The sequence below is a fragment of the Spongiivirga sp. MCCC 1A20706 genome (assembly GCF_046524175.1).
Lineage (GTDB): Bacteria > Bacteroidota > Bacteroidia > Flavobacteriales > Flavobacteriaceae > Spongiivirga.
In genome coordinates this window covers 532,064-558,646 of record NZ_JBEFZF010000002.1, presented here as the reverse complement: position 1 = coordinate 558,646, position 26,583 = coordinate 532,064, and the positions used below count along the sequence as shown (strand labels likewise).

26 protein-coding genes are annotated in these 26,583 nt (G+C 36.8%); 11 read left to right on the top strand and 15 right to left on the bottom strand.

Annotation, left to right across the window (positions count from 1 at the left end):
• Positions 1-18 precede the first annotated feature (18 nt).
• The 6 genes from ABN763_RS06625 to cobA all read right to left on the bottom strand — a co-directional run bounded on the left by ABN763_RS06625 (position 19) and on the right by cobA (position 6,543).
• Positions 19-1,293, bottom strand: coding sequence for an alginate export family protein (locus tag ABN763_RS06625; RefSeq protein WP_410484654.1), 1,275 nt, complete (start codon positions 1,291-1,293; stop codon positions 19-21).
• 40 nt (positions 1,294-1,333) lie between these two features.
• Entirely contained in the window at positions 1,334-2,167 is an 834-nt protein-coding gene (locus ABN763_RS06620) for an ABC transporter ATP-binding protein (RefSeq protein ID WP_410484653.1), read from the bottom strand.
• A 12-nt stretch (positions 2,168-2,179) separates the two neighbouring features.
• Positions 2,180-3,019 (bottom strand): ABC transporter ATP-binding protein, encoded by an 840-nt coding sequence (locus ABN763_RS06615; protein ID WP_410484652.1) that lies wholly within the window; start codon positions 3,017-3,019, stop codon positions 2,180-2,182.
• Positions 3,020-3,030: 11 nt separating this feature from the next.
• Positions 3,031-4,137 (bottom strand): ABC transporter permease, encoded by a 1,107-nt coding sequence (locus ABN763_RS06610; protein ID WP_410484651.1) that lies wholly within the window; start codon positions 4,135-4,137, stop codon positions 3,031-3,033.
• Between the two features lie 10 nt (positions 4,138-4,147).
• Entirely contained in the window at positions 4,148-5,533 is a 1,386-nt protein-coding gene (locus ABN763_RS06605; protein ID WP_410484650.1) for a CmpA/NrtA family ABC transporter substrate-binding protein, read from the bottom strand.
• Between the two features lie 233 nt (positions 5,534-5,766).
• Complete coding sequence (cobA, locus tag ABN763_RS06600) at positions 5,767-6,543, bottom strand: uroporphyrinogen-III C-methyltransferase (protein WP_410484649.1); 777 nt, start codon at positions 6,541-6,543, stop codon at positions 5,767-5,769.
• A gap of 167 nt (positions 6,544-6,710) precedes the next feature.
• Here cobA and nirB point away from each other — a divergent pair, with 167 nt between their 5' ends.
• The 7 genes from nirB (at position 6,711) to ABN763_RS06565 (ending at position 14,687) form a co-directional block, all read left to right on the top strand.
• Positions 6,711-9,209 carry a nitrite reductase large subunit NirB gene (nirB, locus tag ABN763_RS06595; protein ID WP_410484648.1) on the top strand — a complete coding sequence of 833 codons (2,499 nt, stop codon included), beginning with the start codon at positions 6,711-6,713 and terminating at the stop codon, positions 9,207-9,209.
• A 19-nt stretch (positions 9,210-9,228) separates the two neighbouring features.
• On the top strand, positions 9,229-9,606 hold the full coding sequence (nirD, locus tag ABN763_RS06590) for a nitrite reductase small subunit NirD (protein ID WP_410484647.1): 378 nt from the start codon (positions 9,229-9,231) through the stop codon (positions 9,604-9,606).
• Between the two features lie 18 nt (positions 9,607-9,624).
• Entirely contained in the window at positions 9,625-10,218 is a 594-nt protein-coding gene (locus ABN763_RS06585) for a DUF4202 domain-containing protein (protein ID WP_410484646.1), read from the top strand.
• A gap of 22 nt (positions 10,219-10,240) precedes the next feature.
• On the top strand, positions 10,241-12,076 hold the full coding sequence (locus tag ABN763_RS06580; RefSeq protein ID WP_410484645.1) for an ATP-binding protein: 1,836 nt from the start codon (positions 10,241-10,243) through the stop codon (positions 12,074-12,076).
• Positions 12,060-12,650, top strand: coding sequence for a bifunctional precorrin-2 dehydrogenase/sirohydrochlorin ferrochelatase (locus ABN763_RS06575; RefSeq protein ID WP_410484644.1), 591 nt, complete (start codon positions 12,060-12,062; stop codon positions 12,648-12,650). Before ABN763_RS06580 ends, ABN763_RS06575 begins: the two co-directional genes overlap by 17 nt.
• The gene (locus ABN763_RS06570; RefSeq protein WP_410484643.1) at positions 12,647-13,012 is read left to right on the top strand and encodes a DUF7009 family protein; all 366 of its coding nucleotides are present in this window, start codon (positions 12,647-12,649) and stop codon (positions 13,010-13,012) included. Before ABN763_RS06575 ends, ABN763_RS06570 begins: the two co-directional genes overlap by 4 nt.
• Before the next feature lie 133 nt (positions 13,013-13,145).
• Positions 13,146-14,687, top strand: a complete 1,542-nt coding sequence (locus ABN763_RS06565; RefSeq protein WP_410484642.1) for a glycine--tRNA ligase — start codon at positions 13,146-13,148, stop codon at positions 14,685-14,687.
• Positions 14,688-14,718: 31 nt separating this feature from the next.
• On the opposite strand, the gene ABN763_RS06560 is transcribed toward ABN763_RS06565, so the two are convergent.
• Positions 14,719-15,255 carry a DUF3575 domain-containing protein gene (locus ABN763_RS06560; RefSeq protein ID WP_410484641.1) on the bottom strand — a complete coding sequence of 179 codons (537 nt, stop codon included), beginning with the start codon at positions 15,253-15,255 and terminating at the stop codon, positions 14,719-14,721.
• 75 nt (positions 15,256-15,330) lie between these two features.
• Positions 15,331-15,882, bottom strand: coding sequence for a hypothetical protein (locus tag ABN763_RS06555; RefSeq protein WP_410484640.1), 552 nt, complete (start codon positions 15,880-15,882; stop codon positions 15,331-15,333).
• 150 nt (positions 15,883-16,032) lie between these two features.
• On the opposite strand from ABN763_RS06555, the gene ABN763_RS06550 reads away from it, so the two are divergent.
• From ABN763_RS06550 to ABN763_RS06540, 3 genes are all read left to right on the top strand, one after another.
• Entirely contained in the window at positions 16,033-16,797 is a 765-nt protein-coding gene (locus ABN763_RS06550) for an exodeoxyribonuclease III (protein WP_410484639.1), read from the top strand.
• A gap of 16 nt (positions 16,798-16,813) precedes the next feature.
• Complete coding sequence (locus ABN763_RS06545) at positions 16,814-17,776, top strand: OmpA family protein (protein WP_410484638.1); 963 nt, start codon at positions 16,814-16,816, stop codon at positions 17,774-17,776.
• A gap of 113 nt (positions 17,777-17,889) precedes the next feature.
• The gene (locus ABN763_RS06540; protein ID WP_410484637.1) at positions 17,890-18,930 is read left to right on the top strand and encodes an NADP(H)-dependent aldo-keto reductase; all 1,041 of its coding nucleotides are present in this window, start codon (positions 17,890-17,892) and stop codon (positions 18,928-18,930) included.
• Between the two features lie 103 nt (positions 18,931-19,033).
• Here the strand turns inward: ABN763_RS06540 and ABN763_RS06535 are convergent, their stop codons facing one another.
• The 7 genes from ABN763_RS06535 to panC form a co-directional block, all read right to left on the bottom strand.
• On the bottom strand, positions 19,034-19,360 hold the full coding sequence (locus ABN763_RS06535; protein ID WP_410484636.1) for a hypothetical protein: 327 nt from the start codon (positions 19,358-19,360) through the stop codon (positions 19,034-19,036).
• Between the two features lie 477 nt (positions 19,361-19,837).
• A complete protein-coding gene (gene radA / locus ABN763_RS06530; protein WP_410484635.1) occupies positions 19,838-21,199 on the bottom strand; it encodes a DNA repair protein RadA in 1,362 nt (453 codons plus the stop codon).
• A gap of 27 nt (positions 21,200-21,226) precedes the next feature.
• Positions 21,227-22,129: an ABC transporter substrate-binding protein gene (locus ABN763_RS06525; protein WP_410484634.1), complete on the bottom strand. Its 903-nt coding sequence runs from the start codon at positions 22,127-22,129 to the stop codon at positions 21,227-21,229.
• A 49-nt stretch (positions 22,130-22,178) separates the two neighbouring features.
• Positions 22,179-23,321 carry an alpha/beta hydrolase gene (locus tag ABN763_RS06520; RefSeq protein ID WP_410484633.1) on the bottom strand — a complete coding sequence of 381 codons (1,143 nt, stop codon included), beginning with the start codon at positions 23,319-23,321 and terminating at the stop codon, positions 22,179-22,181.
• A 74-nt stretch (positions 23,322-23,395) separates the two neighbouring features.
• Positions 23,396-24,376 carry a lysylphosphatidylglycerol synthase transmembrane domain-containing protein gene (locus tag ABN763_RS06515; RefSeq protein WP_410484632.1) on the bottom strand — a complete coding sequence of 327 codons (981 nt, stop codon included), beginning with the start codon at positions 24,374-24,376 and terminating at the stop codon, positions 23,396-23,398.
• Between the two features lie 4 nt (positions 24,377-24,380).
• Positions 24,381-24,731, bottom strand: a complete 351-nt coding sequence (gene panD, locus ABN763_RS06510; protein ID WP_410484631.1) for an aspartate 1-decarboxylase — start codon at positions 24,729-24,731, stop codon at positions 24,381-24,383.
• 13 nt (positions 24,732-24,744) lie between these two features.
• Positions 24,745-25,590 carry a pantoate--beta-alanine ligase gene (panC, locus tag ABN763_RS06505; RefSeq protein WP_410484630.1) on the bottom strand — a complete coding sequence of 282 codons (846 nt, stop codon included), beginning with the start codon at positions 25,588-25,590 and terminating at the stop codon, positions 24,745-24,747.
• Between the two features lie 108 nt (positions 25,591-25,698).
• Here panC and ABN763_RS06500 point away from each other — a divergent pair, with 108 nt between their 5' ends.
• Positions 25,699-26,502, top strand: coding sequence for a glycogen/starch synthase (locus ABN763_RS06500; protein ID WP_410484629.1), 804 nt, complete (start codon positions 25,699-25,701; stop codon positions 26,500-26,502).
• Positions 26,503-26,583 lie beyond the last annotated feature (81 nt).

Sequence of the window (26,583 nt, the reverse complement as noted above, 5' to 3'; positions counted from 1 at the left end):
TTTTTGATATTTTTTTTACTATTTTGCCGTATTCAAGAATTTTGGTTTTATGATTAGCATAGCCCAGCCCCAGTTTTGTGAGCTGGCGGCAGCATCTTCTGCAACACCTTTTAACTCATACATACCATCAGCAGGAAATAAATGTGAATACCCTATTTTTAAGGCATACCCTTTAAAACTCTGTAAAAAAACCATATCAAACTCAGTTCCTAAAGCACTTTCGCCACTTGGTAAATCCTGTTCACCTTGAAAATTTAATACTTGAGCCATCAAACTTGACTTTTCACCCAATTTGAATTTGGCTTGGGCATGAAGGTCAAATAATCCAACAGAATTAGCATGGTTACCTACATAAAAATAGTCCATTAAACCGTTGAATTTGTGATTTGTACCGTACAATGGAAAAAACGCACTTGTTCCTTCTTCATCTACATCATTTCCGCTTATCAGTTCAGTGCCAATCGCTAATGTTACTTTTGAAGAAACCTTATAACTGAGATCTAAACCTAATAAATAAGCACTTTTAACATCAAGTGCTCCCTGGCGTTCTCCAGTTTGTAAAAAAGCATTGGCCGCTAAACCTAATTTTCCTTTTTTATATTCCAGATGGGTTCCTACTGTTTGTAGGTTGCTAATACCATCACCATTTCCATCTCCATCAAAGTTTTGAAATCCGTTATTTAGCAGCAACAAGCTGCCCGAAAAATCAGTCCATTTTTGTTTCATATATAGCATTTGCATGGTTTTGTAGGTAAAAAACCCTGTTGTATTAAAAGTATTACCAACATTTACAAATCCGCCGGGGTTATCAAAATCCTGATTAAAAGCAAAGGCGGCATCTAGTATGAAGTTTCCTTTTTGATATTTGATCATCGCAGCATCGTGATTCCGACCCTGTTGCGCCCAGTCCAATCCTCCAAGAATACGTTGATCGTCATATGATAATACCTGACGCCCTAGTTTTGTAGACCAGCCTGAACCGAGATCCAACGAAGCCCACGCTTCGAATATGGCGAAGGAATCGTTTTCATCATCAGGGCGAATTTGTCGATTTTCACCCCAAACAAGTACATCTTGAAGGCTTAAAAATACTTTGAATTTTTCCGTAGTAAAGCCAGCATTCAGTCGTGCTCGGGTATTAATTGCAAAACCGGGATCAGCGTCATCAGGAATAATGCTACCAAAACCATTACGGTATTCGGTGCGTGGTCTAAATTGCCCGTCGAGAGTAAATTGAGCAAACGTTACTTTAAAAGATACAAATAGCAGTGCTAGAAGAATATGTTTTTTCATCACTTCTTTGAATAAGATTAATTAAATATGTTAGTATTATTTAGTGTTCTAGAAAGTCAATAAGATGCTTACGATATTGATAGTAATCATCATGTTCAAGGACCGACTTGCGTGTTCGTGGTCGTTCGAAATCAATATTTAAAATGTCCCCAATTTTTGCTCTTGGTCCACTAGTCATCATGACAACACGATCGGCCAGAAAAATAGCTTCATCAACATCGTGGGTGATCATTACTGCGGTGATTTTTTCTTTATTCCAAATCTCGATAAGAATATCTTGAAGTTCTCCTCGCGTTAATGAATCTAGCATTCCAAAAGGTTCATCTAAAAGCAATACTTTTGGCTTAATTGCAAAAGCTCTTGCTATACCAACCCGTTGTTGCATTCCTTGAGACAACTCATTTGCTTTTTTATTAAATGCATCTTCTAGCCCCACTTTTTGAAGGTAGTACTTAGCGATATCTTTTCGTTCTGATTTTGTTACGTGAGGAAATACACGGTTTACTCCCAGCATTACATTTTGTAATGCCGTCATCCATGGCATTAAACTTGGTGCTTGAAAAATCACTCCCCGATCAGGCCCAGGTCCTTTGACTGGATTTCCTAAAACAGCAATATTTCCATCGGAAATAGGATTTAATCCGGCAATCATCGATAGCATGGTGGTTTTACCACAACCTGAGTGACCTATGATCGTTACGAATTCCTCCTTCATGATTTGAAGATTCAGATTTTCCAATACTACATACTCGCCTTTTGGTGTTGGATACACCTTTTTAAGATTAACTAGGTCCAACATGATATCCGAACTGAATGGAATACCATTCTGAAATTCGACTTCAGTTTTTGATTTGCTTTTTAATAAGGTTTCCATGATTTTTCTTGTTTAAGCAACAAAGCTTTTTGGACTATAATCTGGTAATCGATACGTTTTTCGAGCCACCGCCTTTCGTTCTTGGCCTATATCCATTAAATATTCAATAATCGAGTTTCTCACTTTTTTGTATTCAGGATTATCGTTTAGGGCTGTTTTATCTCTTGGTCGATCGATATTAATCTTAAACTCCGGCCCTAAAGTTGCCTTTGGTCCCGGTCGTAGTGGAATAATTCTGTCGGCCATATAAATCCCTTCGTCCACATCATTGGTAATAAGCAATGCAGTACGTTTATCTTTACTCCAGATATTTAAGATTTCATCTTGTAAGTTTCCCCTCGTCAGCGCATCCAGTGCTCCTAATGGCTCATCCATAATGATCATTTCAGGATTCATAGCCAAAGCCCGTGCAACAGCAACACGCTGACGCATGCCTCCGGATAATTCTTTAGGTCGCTTGTTCATGGCTGGGGTTAAACCTACCATACCGACATACTTTGCCACCTGGTTGTTTCGATCAGCTTTGCTGCTTTTAGGGAATGCCTCTTTTATAGCCATAGCGACATTTTGACCAACTGTTAACCAGGGTAACAGTGAATAATTCTGAAAAATAACCCCTCGCTCATGACTGGTGTCCACTACTGGTCGGTCTTTAAATAATACCGTACCGCTTGTTGGTTCCAACAATCCATTAATCAAATTAACCAAAGTGGTTTTACCGCTTCCTGTAAATCCTACGATGGCAACAAATTCACCTTCGTTAATTGATAAGTTAATATTAGATAGCACTTCTGTTGCGTTTACCCCTGTACCATATGTTTTGCAAACGTTATTCAATTCTAAATAAGCCATAATACTTAGTTTTATGCAACCGCATTTTTATTAAATGAAACCGTATTTTGAATCAAAAGCATTAAACGATCTAATAAGAATCCAATAATGCCTATCACGAACATAGCAACGATGATTTTTGAATTAGAATCATTCGCTCCGTTTTGAAACTCTTCCCAAACAAACAAACCTAATCCCGGACTCTGCGCAAGTAGCTCAATAGCGATTAGTACCATCCAAGCGACTGAAAGTGTAATACGCAAACCGACAAATATTAAAGGTAGTGATGACGGCAAAATCACCTTAAATATTTTCTGAAAAGAGCCGAGCTTCAATACTTTGGCCACGTTGATATAATCTTTGTCTACCGACGAAACCCCCATTGCAGTATTGACCAAGGTTGCCCACATAGCACATAAACCGACACTAATAAAGGAAATTACAAATGAGTTGTCAGAGCTACTGCCGATTAGCATCGTTTTGACGATCATGAATACCAACAAATACCAAACAACTGGCGATACTGGTTTAAAAACTTGAATAAACCAGTTCATCGCATTGCGAAGTGTATCACTTAGCCCTATAAAAATTCCAATAGGCACCGCTATAAAGAATGCTAATAAAAACCCTGCAAAAACCGTTTTCAAACTGGTTAAAACGATGTCAATAAAAGAAGGCCGACCCGTATAAACAATAGGTTCTTGACCAACCGCCAAGCGCTGTTGATTGACCACTGCTGTTTTTGATATAAAGTCTAACTTATCTTGTTTGATGATATAGTGATCATCAATTAACGTAAGTACCGATGACCATACCTGACTGGGTGAAGGCAAAGTGTTTGTTTGACAGTTTGTGCCATTTTCAGCGAAACAGGCTTTTAACGAATCGGCTGCGGCTTGTCCTTGGTCCGCTAAGGTTTTTTCAATACGATGATCAATTTCTCGTTGTCTTAAGGCTTCAGCACCAAAATGCCACAATGATAAAAATACAACGATCGACAACAGTGGCACCAACACCTTTTTAAGTACTGTTTTTAAGTCAAACTTTGGTAGTTTGAACTTAAATTTCGCTAAGAAAGCCTTTACACTTTCTTGGCGCGATAATGCCTGGGCTTTTTCTACAGTTACTCCTTGTTTCATAATGCTTATTTTAAAGTTCAGCCTCTTCTTTATTACCTATTTTAAAACTATTGATATAACCAATAGGATCTTTAGCATCATAAGTTTTGCCATCGATGAAATCGGCTGTTGCAGGTTTGTAGCCATCTGTTTCAGGTATATCAGTAGCTGGAATATGACCTTCTGTCACCAATGCATTTGCTGCCTTTTTCCAAATATCAGGGCGGTAGATATCCTTAATCGTTTGATCATACCAGGTAGCAGGCTTGCTATCAGGAATTTGTCCCCAACGACGCATTTGTGTTAAGAACCAGATACCATCAGAATAAAAGGGATAGGTCGCATTGTATTTATAGAATACATTGAAATCAGGCATTGAACGCTTGTCTCCTTTTTCGAACTCAAAGGTTCCCGTCATGGAATTTGCTAATACAGCTTCATCAGCCCCAACATATTGAGATTTTGAAAGTATTTTCACTGCTTCTACACGATTAGCGGGATCATCTAACCATTTACCAGCACGGATAAGTGCTTTAGTAACTGCCACTGCAGTATTCGGATTCTCTTCAACAAACTTTTTAGTCATTACAAACACTTTTTCAGGATTGTTTTTCCAGATATCGTAATTGGTAGTTACCGGCACACCAATACCTTTAAAAACCGCTTGCTGATTCCAAGGTTCACCTACACAATACCCATAAATCGTTCCTGCTTCAAGAGTAGCGGGCATTTGAGGTGGTGGGGTAACTGATAGTAACACTTCTGCATCGATCTGCCCTTGTACATTACTAGCTGTATACATTCCCGGGTGAATACCCGCTGCTGCTAACCAATATCTAATCTCGTAGTTATGCGTAGAAACCGGAAATACCATTCCCATTTTAAAAGGCTTCCCATTATTCTTGTAGTCGGTGATTACGGGCTTTAAAGCATCCGCTTTGATAGGATGAACCAACTTTCCATCTGCACCTTTCGGCACATTAGGTTTCATTTTAGCCCAAACATCATTAGATACCGTAATTCCATTTCCATTTAAGTCCATTGAAAAGGGTGTGACCAACTCAGCTTGTCGACCAAAGCCAGCACCAGCGGCAATTGGCTGACCTGCTAACATATGAGACCCGTCAAGTTGACCGTCGATCACGCGATCTAAAACATTTTTCCAATTTGATTGCGCTTCTACTGATACAAATAGACCCTCATCTTCAAAGAAACCTTTTTCCTTAGCGATAGCTAAGGGGGCCATATCGGTTAACTTAATAAAACCAAAGGTTAATTGTGGTTTTTCAATAGCCAAAGCATTGTTAGTTGTTTCCGCTTTTGCAATTGACGGGGATTCCTTTTTATTATTACCGCCACAACTAAGTAATAGCAGTACAAATAACAATTGAGATACTTTTAATAGTGTAGATTTCATGATATAAGTATTGATGTTCTTTCAATTTTACACAACAAACTTATAATAGTTTTACGTATTTATACGTATTATACGATAATATTTGCGTTTAAATACGTATTTTTATCATGATCATTAAACGAGACCTATTTAATTTTTAGATTCTAAAAAAATAGGATGTTATTTTATTAGGTTTCCAATTTTTAGGACAAATAAAAGGGTCTAGAAGAGCCAAAATACGCTAAAAATGGTGTTTAAAACTGTGAAGTTAATACGCGTTGTACCGTATCGTCGAAAAAAGAAGGGTGCTGCGCAACCACATCACCTACAACAATAACACCTGGCTTACTAGAGTCAATAGTATCAGTTAACTCATGGATACCATTGAGGGTGGAAACAAAAGAAACCTCACTTGGTAACGTCCCATTTTGAATTAGTGCGATCGGAGTTAAACCACCTCGATAACGTCTTATTGTATTAGCAATTTCACTTATTTTGCGTACGCCCATCAGTATCACTAAAGTGGCAGATGACTTTGCCGCATGAGTAAGATCTTCAGAAAAAGAACCATCCTTTTTAGTAGCAGTCATCACCCAAAAACTACTACTTACATCCCGTTGAGTAAGTGGAATACCCTGACTTGCAGGAACCGAAATTGCACTAGTCACTCCAGGAACCACTGTTACCGGTATACCAAACGATTCCATATGTTGAATTTCTTCAGTAGCTCTACCAAACACAAACGGATCCCCACCTTTTAATCGAACTACATGGCCATAACTAAAGGCAGTTTCTACAAGAAGCCGGTTAATTTGGTCTTGATCCTTATAATGTTTACCACATCGTTTCCCTACGTATATTTTAGGAATATTAGCTTTCGCTTCGTCCAAAATCTTTTTGTCAACCAAAGCATCATATAGAATAGCATCGGCCTGTTGTATTGCCCGCAAACCTCTTATTGTTATAAGGTCTATGCTTCCTGGACCGGCACCAACCAAACTTACTTTAGGTATGATATATGATTGTTCCATTGCTAATTTTTATAGAAGAATTTTATAGATATGGCAACAAGAATACGTAATTATTTTTAAAAAATCAGTATTAAAATACGTAATAATACGTAATATTGTCAAGTATATGATAATGATCTTAATCAATTATCAATATGATAATTCAGACGGATTTAAAATAAGAATCTATGAAAACAGTAATTGTAATTGGAAATGGAATGGTAGGATACAAATTTTGTGAAAAATTTGTTGCCCAAGCAGAGAACGATCAATATCGATTGCTAGTGTTTGGAGAAGAACCTCGAGTAGCCTATGATCGTGTTCATTTAAGTGAATACTTTGAAAATGAAGATGCAGAGAAACTTACACTGGCCTCAAAAAATTGGTATGAGGACAACAATATATCACTCTTTACAAATGAGAAAGTAATTAAAATTGATCCTCTAGAAAAACATATCGACACAGAGAAACAAACTGAAGTATTATATGACTATTTAGTGCTTGCTACTGGCTCTTCCCCCTTTCTTCCACCAATAAAAGGAGTGGACAAAAAGGGTGTATTCGTATATAGAACCATTGAAGATTTAGAACAAACCATTGACTATGCTCGTAGCATTGAAAATGGAAAAGCAGCTGTTTTAGGAGGTGGACTTTTGGGGTTAGAAGCGGCAAAAGCTGTTAAAGACCTTGGAATGGAGCCTCATGTGGTAGAATTTGCTCCTCGTCTAATGCCGCGACAGTTAGATGAGAAAGGCAGTGAAGCACTACAGCAAAAAATGAATCATCTGGGAGTTCATGTTCATCTCAATAAAGCAACCCGACAAATAACGGGTAATGGCAGTATTACAGGAATGGAGTTTTCTGAAGGTGATCTGCTGGATGTCGATATGTTAATCGTTTCTGCAGGAATACGACCACGAGATGAACTTGCTCGCGATGCCGGGTTAAAAATTGGTGATCGCGGAGGAGTTGTTGTTGATAATACCATGCGAACATCGGAGTGCGCAATTTTTGCAATTGGCGAAGTGGCACTTTACAATAAAATGATTTATGGCTTAGTTGCCCCCGGTTATGAAATGGCTCAGGTCGCAGTGGATCAAATATTGGGTTACGGGACCGTAATGAGTGAGTCAATTGATATGTCAACCAAGCTAAAACTAATCGGTGTGGATGTCGCCAGTTTTGGGAATCCATTCACTACTGAAGAAGAAGCACATGTCATCGTGTTTGAAAATAAGTTGGAAGGTACTTATAAACGGATCAATATTAGTAAGGATGGTACAACCCTATTAGGTGGTATTTTGGTTGGCGAAGCGAATGATTACAATATGTTGCTTCAATTGTATCAAAATAAAATCAGATTACCAGAACAACCAGAAGATCTAATTTTGGGTGCAAGAGGTGGCGGGGCAGTTGTAGGGAACGTGATGGACTTGCCAGAAGATGCTATTATTTGTTCTTGCGAATCCGTTACTAAAGGTGCTATTTGTTGTTCAGTTATTGATGATGGTAATGAAAATGTTAAACAAATTGCCAAAGCTACCAAGGCGGGAACAGGATGCGGGGGGTGTAAACCAATGGTTTCCGATCTCGTTACTGAAAGCCTTAAAACCTTAGGAAAAACAGTAAAAGAAAGTATCTGCGAGCATTTTAAGTATTCACGTCAAGAGCTTTTCGATATTGTCAAACTAAAGCAAATTGATAGTTACGACCAGCTTCTAAATGAATTTGGCAACGGACATGGATGTGAAATTTGTAAACCGGCAGTTGCATCAATTTTTGCAAGTGTGTATAACGAAACTGCCAATCGGCAAGAAACGATACAAGATTCTAATGATCGCTATTTAGCAAACATTCAACGCAACGGAACCTATTCGGTGGTACCTCGAGTAGCTGGTGGAGAAATCACTCCTAAGCAACTGATGGCGCTTGGCAGAATCGCCCAGAAATATGATCTCTACACTAAAATTACTGGTGGACAACGTATTGATATGTTTGGTGCACAATTACACGAGCTACCCTTAATTTGGGAGGAGCTAATTGTTGAAGGCTTCGAGACCGGCCAAGCCTATGGTAAGTCACTGAGAACGGTTAAAAGCTGCGTTGGCTCGACCTGGTGTCGATATGGGATGGACGAAAGTGTTAGTTTCGCTATAGAAATCGAAAATCGATATAAGGGGATTCGCTCTCCGCATAAAATGAAAGGCGGTGTTTCAGGATGCATTCGTGAATGTGCTGAGGCCCGTTGTAAAGATTTTGGTCTAATCGCCGTAGAGGGTGGTTGGAATGTATATGTATGTGGAAACGGAGGAGCCAACCCTAAACATGCTGAATTATTAGCAGAAAAAGTTGATAAAGAAACAGCTGTCAGATACGTTGATCGTTTCTTGATGTATTACATAAAAACAGCTCCACCACTTACAAGAACCGCAGCCTGGTTGGATAAGTTAGAGGGTGGTATCACCTATTTGCAAAACGTTGTTATTAACGACTCACTGGGCATTGCAAACGAGCTTGATGAAGCTATGCAAGGATATGTTGATACGTATAAATGCGAATGGAAAGAAGCGGTTGAAAATCCAGAGATTCGAGCTCGTTATAGCCACTTTGTGAATTCGGAGGATGCTGATGATACCATAGAGTTTGTTTCATTGCGCGAACAAAAAATGCCAAAAGCCTGGGCTTAACCCTTAAATTTTTAAAAAGATGATCGAACAATTAGATACTTATCAAGCAGTTGAAAAAAAGGCTGTCACCATTTGGTTTAAGGCAGCCTCAGTTGAAAAATTTCCTAAAAACGGCGGCGCTTGTATAAAATACAAGGACAAGCAGATAGCCATTTTTAATTTCGAGCGTTTAGGAGAGTGGTACGCTTGTCAAAATCTTTGCCCCCATAAAATGGAAATGGTTTTGTCAAGAGGAATGATTGGTCAAGAAGGAAAACATCCTAAAGTTGCATGCCCGCTTCATAAATCGACTTTTTCTTTAAAAACAGGAGAAAATTTAAACGGCAACCTTGGTAGTATAGCAACTTATCCTGTTAAAATTGAAGACAACTTTGTGTATATTGGCTTTTCAGATTAATACACATTTAAATTCTCAATGTCGAAAGAAAGTGAAAAGCTAGCTGATGCGTTTCGTTTGTTTGATGAAGCCAATAGCGCTGATCCTAACAAAGAGTTATGGGACGGAAAAGTAATACCCAAGGAGCTATTATATGCCCAGCGAATGACGGAGACCTTGAACCGTTTTGAGCCAAGTGCATCCATTGCTTTGCAGCTTACCGCAAGATGTCAACATATTCAGCGATGGGAAATTCCTAGAAATTCCTTCGAAATGAATCGATCAGGATATTTACAATGGCGGCAAGCGTTGAAAAAATATCATGCGGAAGTTGCTCGAAAGATCCTTTCAGAAGTTGGTTTTAACAGTTCAGTAATTGATAAAGTTGAGTTTCTATTGCTTAAAAAGCAGCTTAAAAAAAACGAAGAAACCCAAACACTTGAAGATGTTATCTGCCTTGTTTTTTTAGAATATTACTATGAGGCTTTTTTCCAAAAACACGATGATCAAAAAGTGATTGATATTTTGCAAAAAACATGGCGAAAAATGTCAGCAAAAGGCCACGAAGCGGCCCTGAAGATCTCATTTTCTGAACCAGGATTACAATTGGTAAAAACAGCCGTTTTGAATTAATTTCATCTTTCTGAATCGTGTCATGACCAATCTTTCAAACTCACTAACGCTAGATCAGGAAACTTTTGTTAAAGTGCGCAAGTGGTATTTGTTAGCTTTTGCTACTATCGCATTAACAGTTATTATTGCTCAAATACTTATTCAACAGCATCTCAGTTCGCAATTAAATGATTCAAGAGTGATCAATGTCGCCGGAAGGCAACGGGCTTTTAGCCAAAAATTAGTAAAAGATGCCTTATTGCTGAATACGGCTAAAACGGAAAGTGATCTAACAAAACATCTGACAAATCTGTCCAAAACACTAAAGGTTTGGACTGTATCACATCAGGGACTTCAATTTGGCAATGATAGTATCGGGCTGCCTAAAGAATCTGATCCAGAAATACTTGCTTTATACAATGAAATCAATCCGCACCACCAAGCAATGGTCTTAGCGGCACAGTCTATTCTTCAAAGTAACGAACAAGTAGGTGGTTTTGCAACACAAATAGATCAACTACTCCAAAATGAACGATACTTCCTTGTCAAAATGGATAGCATTGTAAACGAGTATGATGCCAAGAGCAAGTCAAAACTCCAAAACCTCAGGTACAAAGAATTGAGTCTTTTTGCCCTTTCCTTGTTGATTTTAGGATTGGAAATAGTGTTCATATTCCGTCCACTATCATTACAAATCAAGCGTACCATAAGTTCTCTTATATCCAGTAAAAAAGAATCCGAAGAGCGCGCTGCCGAGAATAAACAATTACTAGTTGAGAAAGAACGGTCACTAAGCAGATTACAAGAACTCAATTTTGCTATTGACAATGCTGCTTTATTCGCTAGTATCCGAAATGATGGCAGTGTTGTTTTTATGAGTAAAAAGTTACAGAGCCTGTTGCATTTAAAAGAAACAGATCTAAGCAAGCCAATTGCAGAGATACTCACCAACGAAGAAGGTCAGCAACAATATCTTAGGGAAATTCTAACCAACAAACGAAAACAAATTCGAACCGAGGAAATTGAATTAAAAATAAAAGATAGCCAACGCATCTGGTTAGATATGTCCATTATTCCCATACATCAATCAGGATTGGAGCAGTCTGTTTTGATTCTTTGCAATGACATTACCCTGCGGAAAAAAAATCAGGAGAAAATTGAAGAACTTACCAAACAGAACTATGAAGATGATATTAGACGTCAACAAATACAGGCAAGTCAAATTGTCGAAAGTCAAGAAGAAGAACGTAAACGAATTGCGAAAGACATCCACGATGGCATAGGTCAAATGCTAACTGCTTTAAAGTTTAATATTGAATCTATCAACTTAGATCATCTTGAAAAGTCAAAAGAAAAGATTGATTACTTAAAAACATTAACGGCTGATTTAATAAAAGGAGTTCGCACCGCAACCTTTAACTTGAATCCGCCTGAATTACAGGATCATGGCTTATTACCAGCGCTCCAAAAAATGACACAAGAGTTACGCAAATTAACAGGAAAAAACATTCTTTTTGAAAATAATGTCCATGATAACATTCGTTTTAATTCGCTAGCCGAAACTAACATCTACAGGGTCACACAAGAAGCAGTGAACAATGCCATTAAATATGCTGACTCAAGCTATATTTTAGTGACCATTGCGTTAAACGAAGAAATGTTAAGTATCAAGATAGACGATGACGGAAAAGGTTTTGATCCTAAAAAAATTGAGACTGCCCCAAAAAATAATAGTGAGGGCGGAATGGGAGTCTATTTCATGAAAGAACGTATTAACTATATTAACGGAAGAATATTTATTAATTCATTGCGTGGTGAAGGAACAAGAGTTACGATAAACTACAACTTAAAAAATGAAAAAAATGAAGGAGAGAAATGAACTATATCCTATCTTCTTAAAGGTCAATAATCTTAAAGTATTGATTGTTGGAGGAGGCAACGTAGCTGAAGAAAAACTTACTTTTTTGCTTAAATCCAGCCCCAATGCGGTGGTAGAAATGGTCGCACCTATGTATCGAAAAGGCACCAAAAAGTTAGCTAAAAAACATAATGTTACCATGCATAAAGGCAGGTATAAAAAGAAGTTTTTAAAAGGAAAACATATTGTTGTAGCCACCACAGATTTGCCCAAAGTAAATGAAAAAATATATCATCATTGTAGAGAAATGGCTACCTTGGTAAACGTGGCTGACAACCCGCCATTTTGCGATTTTTATATGGGTGGTATCGTTACTAAAGGAAATGTAAAAGTGGCCATTTCTACCAACGGTAAGTCTCCAACTACGGCCAAGCGTTTGCGTCAATTTTTTGAAGAAGTGATACCCGAAGACATTGATAGTTTGGTGAAGAATTTAAACGAATACCGTAAAACCATAAAAGGGAATTTTGAAGAAAAAGTAAAAACCTTGAATGAATTTACACAAGGTCTCGTTCAAAAAAAAGAAGAAAAATGAAAATAAGGATTAAAGGAAATTCAGTTCGTTATCGGTTAACAAAGACTGAGGTCGAAACTTTTTGTAAAGAAGGTTTTTACAAAGAGGAAACGGTATTTGACAATTCAACGCTTTCTTATATTATTAAAACCAAAGAAGGAATTACAGAATTAGAGGCCACCTACACTGATAATTCAATTACTATATTCGTTCCAAAGCAAGCAATAGAAAATTGGGCATCAAATAGTCAAGTAGGATTTAAAAACTCAGCGGATTGGAATGATGAGAGCGCTCTTTCGTTGTTGGTTGAAAAAGATTTTATTTGTATGGATAGTACTTTGGAAGATCAATCGGATAATTATCCAAATCCAAGATTGCAATAACCCACATTTCCATTGCAGAAAATAACGTCATCTCGCTAGGCTTAAAAGATAAGTCTTGATCATATCTGAGCCTATATTCAATTAAAACCACTTTCAAACTTTCTCATTTTGCAAATTGAATTATTTTTACGCCATGGCAAATAATGAAGATCAATTTAAGAAGGTAATTTCACACGCTAAGGAGTACGGATATGTATTTCAATCAAGTGAAATATATGATGGCTTAAGTGCAGTTTATGACTATGCGCAAAACGGAGCACAACTTAAAAAAAATATACGTGAATACTGGTGGAAAGCTATGGTTCAAATGCATGAAAATATAGTTGGAATTGACGCCGCTATTTTTATGCACCCTACCACTTGGAAAGCCTCAGGCCATGTCGATGCTTTTAATGATCCTTTAATTGACAATAAAGATTCAAAAAAGCGATATAGAGCTGATGTCTTGATAGAAGATTATGTTGGCAAGCTTGATACTAAAATTGAAAAAGAGGTAAAAAAAGCGGCAAAACGTTTTGGCGATGCGTTCGATAAGGATCAATTTCTTGCTACCAATCCTCGAGTTTTAGGATATAAAGAAAAAGGAGATGCCATTCTTAAAAGAATGGGACAGTCACTTGAAAAAGAAGATCTAGCTGATGTAAAAGACCTTATTGAAGAATTAGAAATAGCATGCCCTCTTTCAGGTTCTAAAAATTGGACTGATGTAAAGCAGTTCAATTTAATGTTTGGCACAAAATTAGGAGCATCTGCAGAAAATGCTATGGACTTATATCTACGTCCTGAAACTGCCCAAGGGATTTTCGTCAACTTTTTAAATGTTCAAAAAACAGGACGCATGAAAATTCCTTTTGGCATCGCACAAACGGGAAAAGCCTTTAGAAATGAGATTGTTGCCCGCCAGTTCATTTTCCGTATGCGTGAGTTTGAGCAAATGGAGATGCAGTTTTTTGTGAAGCCGGGTACTCAAAAAGAATGGTACGAACAATGGAAAGAAACTCGACTTAAATGGCATTTATCATTAGGAATGGGTCCCGATAATTATCGTTTTCATGATCATGAAAAATTAGCCCATTATGCTGATGCTGCATCAGATATTGAATTTAGATTTCCATTTGGATTTAAAGAATTAGAAGGAATTCACAGCCGTACTGATTTTGACCTAAAAAGTCATGAAGAATTCTCCGGTAAAAAATTGCGCTATTTTGACCATGAAGACAATGAAAGTTATATCCCTTATGTAGTTGAAACTTCTATTGGTCTGGACCGCATGTTCTTAGCAGTATTCTCTAATTCGTTAGTAGAAGAAGAATTGGATAATAATACAAGCCGTGTAGTACTAAAACTTCCTGCCGTATTAGCACCAACCAAAGCTGCCATTTTTCCGCTGGTTAAAAAAGATGGCTTACCAGAAATTGCAAGGCAAATTGTCGAAGACCTTAAATGGGAGTTTGATGTGCTTTATGATGAAAAAGATGCTGTTGGTAAACGGTATAGACGACAGGATGCTGCTGGTACCCCCTTCTGTATTACAGTGGATCATGATTCCATAGCAGATAATACCGTGACTATTCGTCATCGGGATACTATGGAACAAAAGCGCGTTCCGATTGCCGATCTAAAATCAATTATCGCTGAAGAAGTAAGTATGAAAAAGTGGTTGATGAAAATGTAATAAAAAAGGCGCTAGTTAAGCGCCTTTTTTATTACAATCGAAGCCCTATCTTTATTCCTCCTTTTCCAATTATCTCGAAGTCGGAATCCCCGTCAGTGTTGAAAAGATTTCTTCCAATACCACCATATATCTCAGCAACAAAATTTCTTTTAGTTATAAACTTTGCACCAAGCCCAACACCGATTGCAAAATCTGTCTTTGTTTCAAAAGTACTAGAGCTTTCAAAAGTGATGTCGTCAAACATATAGTTTTCATTTTCAACTGAATTTAACATCCCAAAACCTTCTACAAAAAAACCTCCAGCCCTTTTTTTTCCAAAATACCATCGGTAATACGGAGAAATATAATAATTGATATCGATGTCTTCATCTATAGGCAAGAAGACAGATACTCCAACGGTAGATTCTTCATTTAAAATGTACTCATATTCTAGTTCAAGTGCTCCAATGACTAAAAACAACGCATTCAATTTTAGCTCGCTATTTCTTAAACTAACATCTGATTCATCTTGAGAAAACATTGGCGTACTCAAAAAAAAGAGCACAAAAAGGATAATTAATTTCTTCATTAAAATTTGTTTAGGTTACTGCTTTTAGATGAAAAAATAAAGAAAGGTTGCTTTCAAGCTAATGTATTGTCAGGTCTAAAATCTAAATCCGACCGAAATACCCCCTTTACCAACAAAAGCATCTTGCAAACTTTCTTGGGTTAAATTTCTACCCAAAGCGGCATTTACATCCAGAGAGAAGTTACTGCTTCTAGTAAGTAGTTTAAAACCAATACCAAAACCAAGTGCAAAGGTGTTAAAATCTTGATTAATTCTTGGCATATCGGCAATTACATCTTCAGACAGCGTTCCTGTATAGTAAAGTCCAAAAGCCTCGGCATAAACACCGTTTGCATACCGTTTTCCAAAGTAGACTCTAAAATTTGGACCAATACCAAACTTCCCTAAAGCATCACTACTATCACCATCGTAGTAGGCCGTTGCACCAATACTCGATTCAGAATTAATAAAATATTCGTAAGCAGCTTCAATCGTTCCATCAACAATAAACCAACCCACGTTCAACTTAAATTCATTCGGATAGCTAGTATTCGGACTACCTTGAGAAAAAGCAGTCAAACAATTAAACAACAAAAAAGCGAAACAAAAGAGTGATTTATGTATTGTTTTGATTGGTGACAATTTCATTTTTTCGATTTTGATAACGGAAAATTACTAAACATACCTCCCGATTCTCTGACGATTTGCAATAGTTATTAAAAGAGTTTTTAAGATAACTTTTTCATACTACTAACACAGATATTCTTACATTCGTTACTATCATTTTTTTGAACTATTATGAATATTATTTCGTACAACGTAAACGGCATTCGTGCAGCATTAAATAAAGGATTCGGTGATTGGCTTCATGCAGCAAATCCTGACGTAATTTGCATACAAGAAACCAAAGCAACTGTTGATCAGGTTGACACATCAATTATCGAAAATGCTGGTTACAAACACCATTATTGGTACAGCGCACAAAAAAAGGGATATAGTGGTGTTGCTATTTTTAGTAAAAATGAACCTGATCATGTAGAGTATGGTACAGGTATTGACTATATGGATAATGAGGGCCGAAATATTCGAGTCGATTTTGGTGATCTTTCGATTATGAGTATGTATTTACCTAGTGGAAGCAATGTTGAACGCATTGATTTTAAACTAAAATACATGGCCGATTTTCACGAATACGCCACCCAACTTCGAAAAACGCGACCCAACCTAGTTGTTTGTGGTGATTATAATATTTGCCATGAAGCAATTGATATTCATGATCCTATAAGAAATAAAAATGTATCCGGTTTTTTACCAGTAGAACGCGAGTGGATCGGAAATTTTATAGAAAGTGGCTTTATTGATACATTTCGCTTTTTTAATAAAGAACCTCATAACTATAGTTGGTGGAGCTATCGCGCCAATGCTAGAGCTAATAACAAAGGCTGGCGTTTAGATTATGCCATGGCATCAAAACCGTTACAAGAAAAACTAAAACGAGCCGTTATATTAAGCGAAGCGGTCCATTCCGACCATTGTCCTATTTTGGTAGAGGTAGATCATTAATTGTAATGTGAAGAATATGATAAAAAGAATTGTTATTGCTTTACTGATTCCTGTATTACTTAACTCGTGTGTATCGGCTAAAGTGTTTAAAGAATTAGAAGATAAATATGCCGACTTAAAAAGTGATCATGAAGCTCTAATTGATAACTACGCGGCATTAGAGGCTGAAAAAAACAAGTTGCAAAACGAATTCTCCGCACTTGAAAAACTATATGCTGAGACTGAAGAAAAGAAAAATAAGTTAGAGCGTGATTATATTGGACTTCAATCTAAATACGATAAATTGAATGACTCGTATGTAGCGTTAGAAAAAAATAGTAGCGCATCGATTGCAGCGAATGTGAAAAAAAATCGTGAATTGCTTGCCCAATTAGAAGCTAAAGAAGCAGCATTGGCTGCAGAGAATGCTAGACTTGAAAAACTTCAAAAAGAGCTTAATACAAGATCGAATCGTATTAACGAACTTGAAAGTGTAATAGCTAGTAAAGATGCTGCGATGAAAAAATTGAAAGATGCCATTTCAAGAGCTTTACTGGATTTTGAAGGCAAAGGTTTAACAGTTGAACAGCGTGATGGAAAGGTATATGTTTCTATGGAAAACAAGTTACTATTCCAATCAGGTAGCTGGGCTGTTGGTACTGAAGGGCAACGTGCGGTAAACGCCTTAGGAACTGTTTTAGCTAAAAATCCTGATATTTCTGTACTTATTGAAGGACACACGGATAATGCACCGTATTCAGGTAATGGTAATATTAAAGACAATTGGGATCTTTCTACCAAACGAGCGACTTCGATAGTTGCTATTTTAAGGCAAAATGGTCAAATAAAACCAGAAAATTTAACTGCTGCTGGTCGTGGAGAATATTCACCTATTGCACCTAATAGTAGCGCCGAAGGGAAATCGAAAAACAGACGCATTGAAGTGATTTTGACTCCTAAGTTAGACGAAGTCACCAAACTACTTAATGAAGTAGAATAAGCTGTTTATGACGCAACATTTTTATAATGTTTTGTGCAATTTTTTCAAATGATTATTCTGTAACTTTACAATTCACAAAATCCCATTTAATTGGGATTTTTTAATGCTATAAAATGAAATATACCACACTACCCAACACCGATATAGAAGTAAGTAAAATATGCCTGGGAACAATGACCTGGGGCGAGCAAAATACCGAAGCTGAAGGCCATGACCAAATGGATTATGCAATTGAACAAGGTATTAACTTTTTTGATACGGCAGAATTGTATTCCGTTCCAGCCAGAGCTGAGACTTACGGAGCGACTGAAAAAATTGTAGGCACCTGGTTTAAAAAGACAGGAAAACGAAAGGATATTATTTTAGCTTCAAAAATTGTGGGGCCAGGACCCTATACTGCTCATATACGCACTACAGGATTTACCCCGGAATCAATCCATGATGCAGTAGACAATAGCTTAAAGCGTTTACAAACCGACTATATCGACCTGTATCAAATTCATTGGCCTGATCGTAACACTAATTTTTTCGGAAAACGTGGATACGCGCATGATGAAAATGAACAATGGGTTGATAATGTACATCAAATTTTGACCACATTGGATGAGATCATCAAGTCGGGAAAAGTTCGATATATCGGACTTTCCAATGAGACTCCATGGGGTATTATGAGGTATTTACAAGAAAGTAAGGTTCATAATTTGCCTAAAATAGTCACCGTACAAAATGCCTACTCATTATTAAACAGATCATATGAAGTTGGTAACGCCGAAGTATCCATGCGAGAAAATGTTGGTTTATTACCATATTCACCGTTGGCTGGTGGGGTGCTAAGCGGAAAGTATTTGGGTGGTAAAAAACCAGAAGGTTCACGTGGAGCTTTGTTTCCTAATTTCGTAGCACGTTATTCAAGTAATCCTTCTACTGATGCAACTCAGTTATATGCTGAACTAGCAGAAAAACATGGTTTATCGTTAACTCAAATGGCATTAGCCTATGTAAATACACGACCATTTGTGACCAGCAATATTATTGGGGCAACTTCTGTACCTCAACTAAAGGAAAATATTGATAGCATCGATGTTCATCTTAACAGCGATATATTAAAAGGTATTGAAGAAATACACAATATTATTCCAGATCCAGCACCTTGATATTTACTTCTTTTTCCTATTATAAGAACAAAAAAACCGCCATCTTACAACGAGGCGGTTTTCTTTTTCAAACAACAACAATATCATTTCTGATATTATTTAATCATATGACAAATCGAAGGTTAACACTATACACTTCCGTTGCATTGTCAAGATAAATTGCAATACGTTTATCGTCTAAGCGATCTTTTACGTATTTCGCCAATTCCATATTGTCAGATTTAGCAGAAAGAACCTCTAATTTTCCATTTTTGGTAATCATAAATTTTAGCCGAACTTTCGCTTCTTTATTGATTGTCATAGAAGGCTGATCTAATAACCTAACAATCTGATTTTGTAACACCTTTACAGGAACCTCTGCAGGTGTTGAAGCTCCAAACGCATTTATACTAAATGCTAAAACCGATAATAACAAAGCTACTCTTTTCATGTCTTTTAATTTTTAATTAGACTTTGAATTACACTTCAAAATTATGGGCATAATGTTGGGGCAACAAGGGTTTGATGTTACCAAAATGTCAAATGAAAAGAGCAAGATATTCAGGCGAAAAACATGAAAAAAAGTGCAGGTTTTATTTTTTATATGTGCCTTTTTAGAGGGAACAATTTTTTTGAGGCTTAAATTATCAACTTCATAAAATCAGAAAAATCTTGTTAATTTTTAAATTCTTCTAATGTTAACTTAATGTTACCAAATACTATTTAAATCTTCTAACTTTTAGTCTTACATTGAATAATTTTCATCAAAAACGGTTATTTGCTCTTTTTCGATGCAAATAATTCACCTTAACGCCCTGTTTGATGATTATTTATCAAATCTAAAATACTAATACAGAAATTTGGAAATCATCCAGTTTGAAGATAAAGTGGGTGTTATTGATCTCTTATCAGCTAATTTGGTTTTTTTCTACCCAAATAACCAACTCACCACATCCTCGATCTTTGCAACTTTAACTATCTCAATTTGATGGCTTTTCACAGAAAGCTTGCAGTATTTGGATACAAATATTTTGGCAAAGCCCAATTTTTCGGCTTCCAGTATACGTTGATCCACCCGATTTACTGGTCTAATTTCGCCAGAAAGTCCGACCTCGGCAGCAAAGCATACATCTTTTTCAACCGGAATATCTTCATTACTCGATAGAATTGCGGCAACTACCGCCAAATCGATTGCTGGGTCATCTACACTAATACCACCAGTGATGTTTAGAAACACATCTTTAGCTCCTAGACGAAATCCCGCTCTTTTTTCTAAAACAGCAAGAAGCATATTCAATCGCTTGGCATTATATCCTGTAGTACTGCGTTGTGGTGTGCCATAAACCGCAGTGCTTACTAATGCCTGAATCTCGATCATCAAAGGACGCATCCCTTCTAAGGTCGCTGCAATGGCATTGCCACTTAATTCCTCATCCTTTTTACTGATTAAAATTTCACTTGGATTGGAAACTTCTCTCAAACCTGCACCAAGCATCTCATAAATTCCGAGTTCTGCTGTGCTACCGAATCGGTTTTTTAAGGCTCGTAAAATGCGATATACATGATTGCGATCTCCTTCAAACTGAAGCACCGTATCAACCATGTGCTCTAATATTTTAGGCCCTGCGATATTCCCATCTTTTGTAATGTGACCAATAAGCACAACTGGCGTTGAAGTTTCTTTAGCAAATTTCATCAACTCGGCAGTTGTCTCCCGAATTTGAGAAATACTCCCTGCCGATGATTCAATATAATCTGTATGCAGGGTTTGAATAGAATCGATAATGACAATATCAGGTTCTAACTCTTCGATCTGCCTAAAGATATTTTGCGTTTTGGTTTCGGTAAGAATGTAGCAATTATCAGCATTTGGCTGAATACGTTCAGCTCGCATTTTAATCTGTTTCTGGCTTTCCTCACCCGAAACATAAAGCGTTTTATAAGGTAATTTTAATGAAATTTGAAGGAGTAGCGTACTTTTTCCGATGCCCGGCTCACCACCCAATAGAATCATGCTACCAGGCACAATACCTCCACCAAGCACTCGATTAAATTCGGCGTTCCCCGTATTCATTCGGGCTTCCTTCGCAGTATCAATCTCATTAATTTTTAATGGCTTTGAAACCCGTTTGGTTGGTGACTGAGTTGCTTTCCAATCTGATTTTTCCGTTTTCTGAACGACTTCTTCTACAATCGTATTCCATTGTTTACAGCTGGAACACTGTCCCTGCCATTTAGGGAATTGCGATCCGCAACTTTGACAAAAAAAGGTAGTTTTTACTTTCGCCATATAACGAAAATAAAGGTTTATTTACGATTACTCTAAAAATTCGTTAGTGATAATATCACTGGGCATAAAACGGGTCGTTTCTAGATTGTTTTTATGTAACCAAAGTAGAAATGTATCAACACTTGTAGGATCCATCATGCCCCAATTATCTTGATCGCCAAAAAAAGGACTGCTAGCTGATAATGCTTTTATTAAGTTAATATTTTCATCATATTTCGGCACATGCTTACTGAGTATGGCACATGCCTTTTCCGGATTATCTTTTGAAAACAAAAATCCCTTTTTAGTGGCATTCATAAACTTTTTAATGGCCTCCTTTTTTCGATTAATATTTGATATTTCAGCCACTAACACCGGTGAATATGAGTAGGGAATATCATAATCTTTTAGCTTAAAATAAGATAATTGCTCATTGGTTTCTTGGGCCTGTATGCCTTCCCAGTTTGTAAAGATCCACGTAGCATCGGCTTTGTTTTTTAAAACGGTTTCCCAAATCCCCAATTTGTCAGGATATAACTTATTGACTGAACCTTTGCCGCCATCATTCTTAATCATTTGCTCTACGATCTTATCTTCGTACCGCGCTTTGTATGATGCATAACTTTTACCATCCAGATCTTTTGGAGAATTTATAGTTTGATCTTTAACGACAATAGCGCTAACATCTTCTTGATACATAGCTGCCAAAGCCATAAGCATACAGGGTTGATCTTTTACCCGATAACTTAAAACACTTTCTAACGGACAAAGAGCAAAGTCTGCTTTACCTAACTCCACTTTTTTAGCTGGTGTTAGCCGATAATTATCATCAGCAGGGTTTATTATTTCAATGTTTAATCCGTTTTCTTTGTAAAAAGAAAGCGCATCGGCCACAAAAAATCCGATATGATTAATATTGGGCGTCCAATCAATGGCTAGTTTAAGGGTCATTTATTTTATACTTGAGAAGCAGGGTTTTATCGTATGTTAGCTTTTTATATCAATACCCAAAATCCGCTTTGAGGGCATCTATCCGTTCTAATACCAAATCTTTAGTTAAGAAATCAATCTCAGATGACCCAAATGCTTTTTCGTAGGTGCGCAATGCCTTTTTAGGCTCACCTGATAATTCATGAAATTCGGCCTCGAAGAAATGACCCAACATGGTATCAGGATATTCTTTTAAACCCAACACTCCTAATTTTTGAAGCGATTCTAAATCTTCTTTTTTCTTAGCTGCTGCATAGATGGCCATGATGTCATTCATGGTTGTTTGCTTTCTAAACCCAAAGAAGGTTTCGATATCATTATATTTTTTTTCTAGGTAGCTAAATACATCGCTCTCCATCGTGGCTATATTCTCGCGATATTCCTTAACCGATATTGGTTTGTACATTCCAAAAATTTGATCCATTGCGCTTGCAATACCATATCCTGCTACAGCATTTTCTCCAGCGTTGGCAAATTCATCAAAGTAAAAACTCAAATTCTCATTAGTAGATGTCTTTACCTTATCATTTAAAGCTTTTATTGCCTTTCTTCCTCGTTTGTCATCATTCTCGCCCGTTGCCAGATAGTAAAAGCGTCTTTTTTCAGTACCATTTAGTTTATCTGCTAGACGCTCTTCCATAAAAGGAGCAAATTTTGGCGCTAGGCTTACATACGCATCAAACATAGGGTCCTCTTTGAATAAATAATAGTTTAAAAAAGCTGCAGTACGATCATGACCAACTATCATTTTAAAATTGGCAGTCTTATATCCTTTTGTAATATAAGGAACAAGCTCCATTGCTATAAATTCAAAAAAAGCAGCACCACGCTCTTCAGGTAAACCACTATCATCATTATATTTAGTATCACCAATACGTACATTTTCCTGTTGTACGCCTACCACAATTGCTTCAGGCATTTCTTCCCAATAACTATATAGTTTTGTGTTTGAAACTGCCAGATCGAACAAGTAATCACCGTCAAGTACAATTACCAATGGATATGTCTTCTTATCTTCTGCTGAGTAACTTTCGGGTATATAAATATCAATTTTTCGTGTTTCGCCTAATTTGTACGAGTTAAATTCTTCATTAAGTACTTGGGCGTTCATTGATGTAGAGCACACCAATAAAAGGATCAATATTTTTTTCATGATAAATAGGTTAGAATGTTCGTTGAAGATAGCTATAAATGAACAAACCGGACAAGAATCTAAAGCAATAGGTGTTAGCTTTCGTTTTTCGGCTTGGTTTTTCTGTTATAGAACGGCAGGATCAGAAATGAAATCCCTCCGAAAATCAATATCATCACAAATTGTGCAGTCCAGATAATCCAACCTAAGGCAACACCAGCAGATTCTGGAATATTATACAATAATAAAATTGCAGCAACTAGATATGGGTATGACCCAAATCCGCCATTTGTAAAAGCGATTGCAAAACTGCCTACTACAAAGGCAGCAATAATAGCTGAAAAACTAATACCTGAAGTTTCTGGCAAGGCAAAAATTGAAACATAAAACATGCCAACATACATTGCCCAAATAAACAACGTATGAAACAAAAATCCCCCTAGGCTTTTCATCTTAAGAATGCTAAAAATGCCCTCCTTTAAGCCTATTAAAAACTCCTTTATCTTATTAGAAATAGCGTTGTTGCTATACCTAAAAAATAAAACCAAGCCTATTGCTAGAACAGCTAGTACTGCAAGTGCTAAGACTAATTTTTCTTGAGGAATTTTTGTAATTATATAATCACTTAACAAATCGTATTGAAGTACTAAAGCAAGAATTACCAGAATTAATAGAATTACAAAGTCGGCAACCCGTTCGGCAATAATGGTTCCAAAACCCTTTTCAAAAGGAACTTTTTCATATCGCTGTAGTACTAAGGCCCTAGAAACCTCGCCGGATCTTGGAATAAACATATTCATTAAATAGGCTATTCCAACAGCCATAATATTATTAGGAAGTTTGGATTTAAAACCTAAAGGTTCTAACATATAATTCCACCGGTAAGCTCTTGAAAAATGACTTAATAAAGCTAAAACAACACTTAAAACTACCCACATATAGTCAGCACTTTTAAAGTAGAACTTAACCTTTTCAAGCTGCTCTGGTGTAAACTTATTGTATTGGTACCAAATAAGAAATATCCCTAAGCCTAAAGGCAAGATAATTTGTAAGGCTTTAGAGAGTTTTGGATTCAAGCTGTTAATTTAACTTGTTGTTCGATTCATTAGGAAAAACCAGTGACGGTTTGAAACTTTTTGCTTCTTCAATATCCATCATTCCATAACAAATAAGGATAAGTACATCACCAACCGCAACTTTTCGGGCAGCAGCGCCATTTAAGGTGATTTCTCCACTATTACGTGGTCCCGGAATCGCATAGGTTTCTAATCGCTCACCATTATTATTGTTCACGATTTGTACTTTTTCTCCTTCAATAATATTGGCAGCATCCATTAAATCTTCATCAATAGTGATACTACCGATATAATTAAGGTCAGCACCGGTAACTTTTACACGGTGAATTTTTGATTTAACAACAGTTACTTGCATGGGGCAAAGTTAATTAATTTAGGGCTAGATTGTCTATTAGTCGGACGTCATTTGCATACACTGCAATAAAGGCTCTGTATTTTTTATTTTTTGTTTTCCTTTTAACACTTTTTAATGTCAAAACCTCAGCGATCTTGAAATATTCAAGTCTTAAAAACGAATGAGTTTCAAATTGTTCTGTAACCCACTCTACTACTTTATTAGCACTTTCTGTGCCAAATTTTGCCCTAGCCGCTCTTAGTGTTTTGTAAATAAATGCGGATTTTTCCCTTTCTTCTTCGGTAAGCCTTTTATTTCTTGAGCTCATTGCCAATCCGCTATCTTCTCTACTTATTGGACATCCTACTATTTCTACCGGTATTTTGTATTTTTTTACCAGTTTTCGGATGATCTGTAGCTGCTGAAAATCCTTCTCTCCAAAATATGCTCTGTCAGGTTCTACAATTTCAAGCAAGCGCTTAACCACGGTTCCAACTCCATCAAAATGTCCATTTCTAAATTCTCCCTCCATTTCATTCTCTAAGCCATCGAAATCAAATTTTTGTGAAGAAACATTACCATTATATACATCATTTGGAGTTGGTGCATATACAATTACATTTTTTTTAAGGCTTTTTATCAGCTTGACATCTTCATCTAAAGTTCTTGGATATTTTACCAAATCAGTGGGGTTATCAAACTGCGTCGGATTGACAAAAATACTGACAATTGTCAATGCATTATTTAAAGTAGATTGCTGTATTAGAGCGAGATGCCCTTTATGAAGAGCCCCCATCGTAGGAACTAACCCTACCGATTGATCATTCTTTGATTGATTGCCCACAAAGGCGCTAAGTTTTGACTTTTCGGTAAAGACCATGGTACTAATTAAAAATAAACAGCCTGCAAACATAGTATTTTGGCGTTAATCTGCATAATTTTTGTAATTTTGCGTGTTTTTTAAAATAACCTAATAGGAGAGCATTTTATGACGAATAAAAGGGTATTGTACGTGTCATCAGAGGTGGTGCCATATTTGCCAGAAACAGAAATATCATCGATGTCTTTTGAGGCACCAAAAATGGTAAATGATAGAGGGGGACAAATACGAATATTCATGCCTCGTTTTGGTAATATAAACGAGAGAAGGCATCAATTACATGAGGTTATTCGACTTTCAGGTATGAACCTCGTTATTAATGACATGGACATGCCGCTAATAATAAAAGTAGCTTCGATACCTAAAGAGCGTATGCAAGTCTATTTTATTGACAATGAAGAATACTTCAAGCGTAAAGCTACCCTTACCGATGAAGATGGGAATCTGTTCCCTGATAATGATGAAAGAGCTATTTTCTTTGCAAAAGGTGTTGTAGAAACAGTCAAGAAACTAAACTGGGCACCAGATATTATTCACGTTAATGGTTGGATGGCTTCTTTGTTACCATTGTACTTAAAAAAGTATTATGGTGATGAGCCTCTTTTCGCTGATAGTAAAATTGTCACTTCGGTCTATGAGCAGGATTTTGAAACCACTTTGGATGCAGAAATGCTTAGCAAGGTTAAATTTGACAATGTAGAAGGTGCTGACGCATTAGAAACACCTACATATGTTAATATTATGAAAGTTGCAGTAGACCATTCTGATGCAGTTGTAATTGCAAGTGACAACCTCCCTAGTGAACTTGAAAGCCACATAGATCAACTAGACAAGCCTGTTTTACCATTCGTTTCTAAGGAAGAATTCGCAGATGCTTATACAGAATTTTACCAGACTAAAGTTTTAAGCTAGTTTTAAGACGACCTTAGCTTTTCTGTCTGATCAAAAAAGTTACATTTGTCCGCAAGCATGTATTTCTCAAGCTAATTTCTG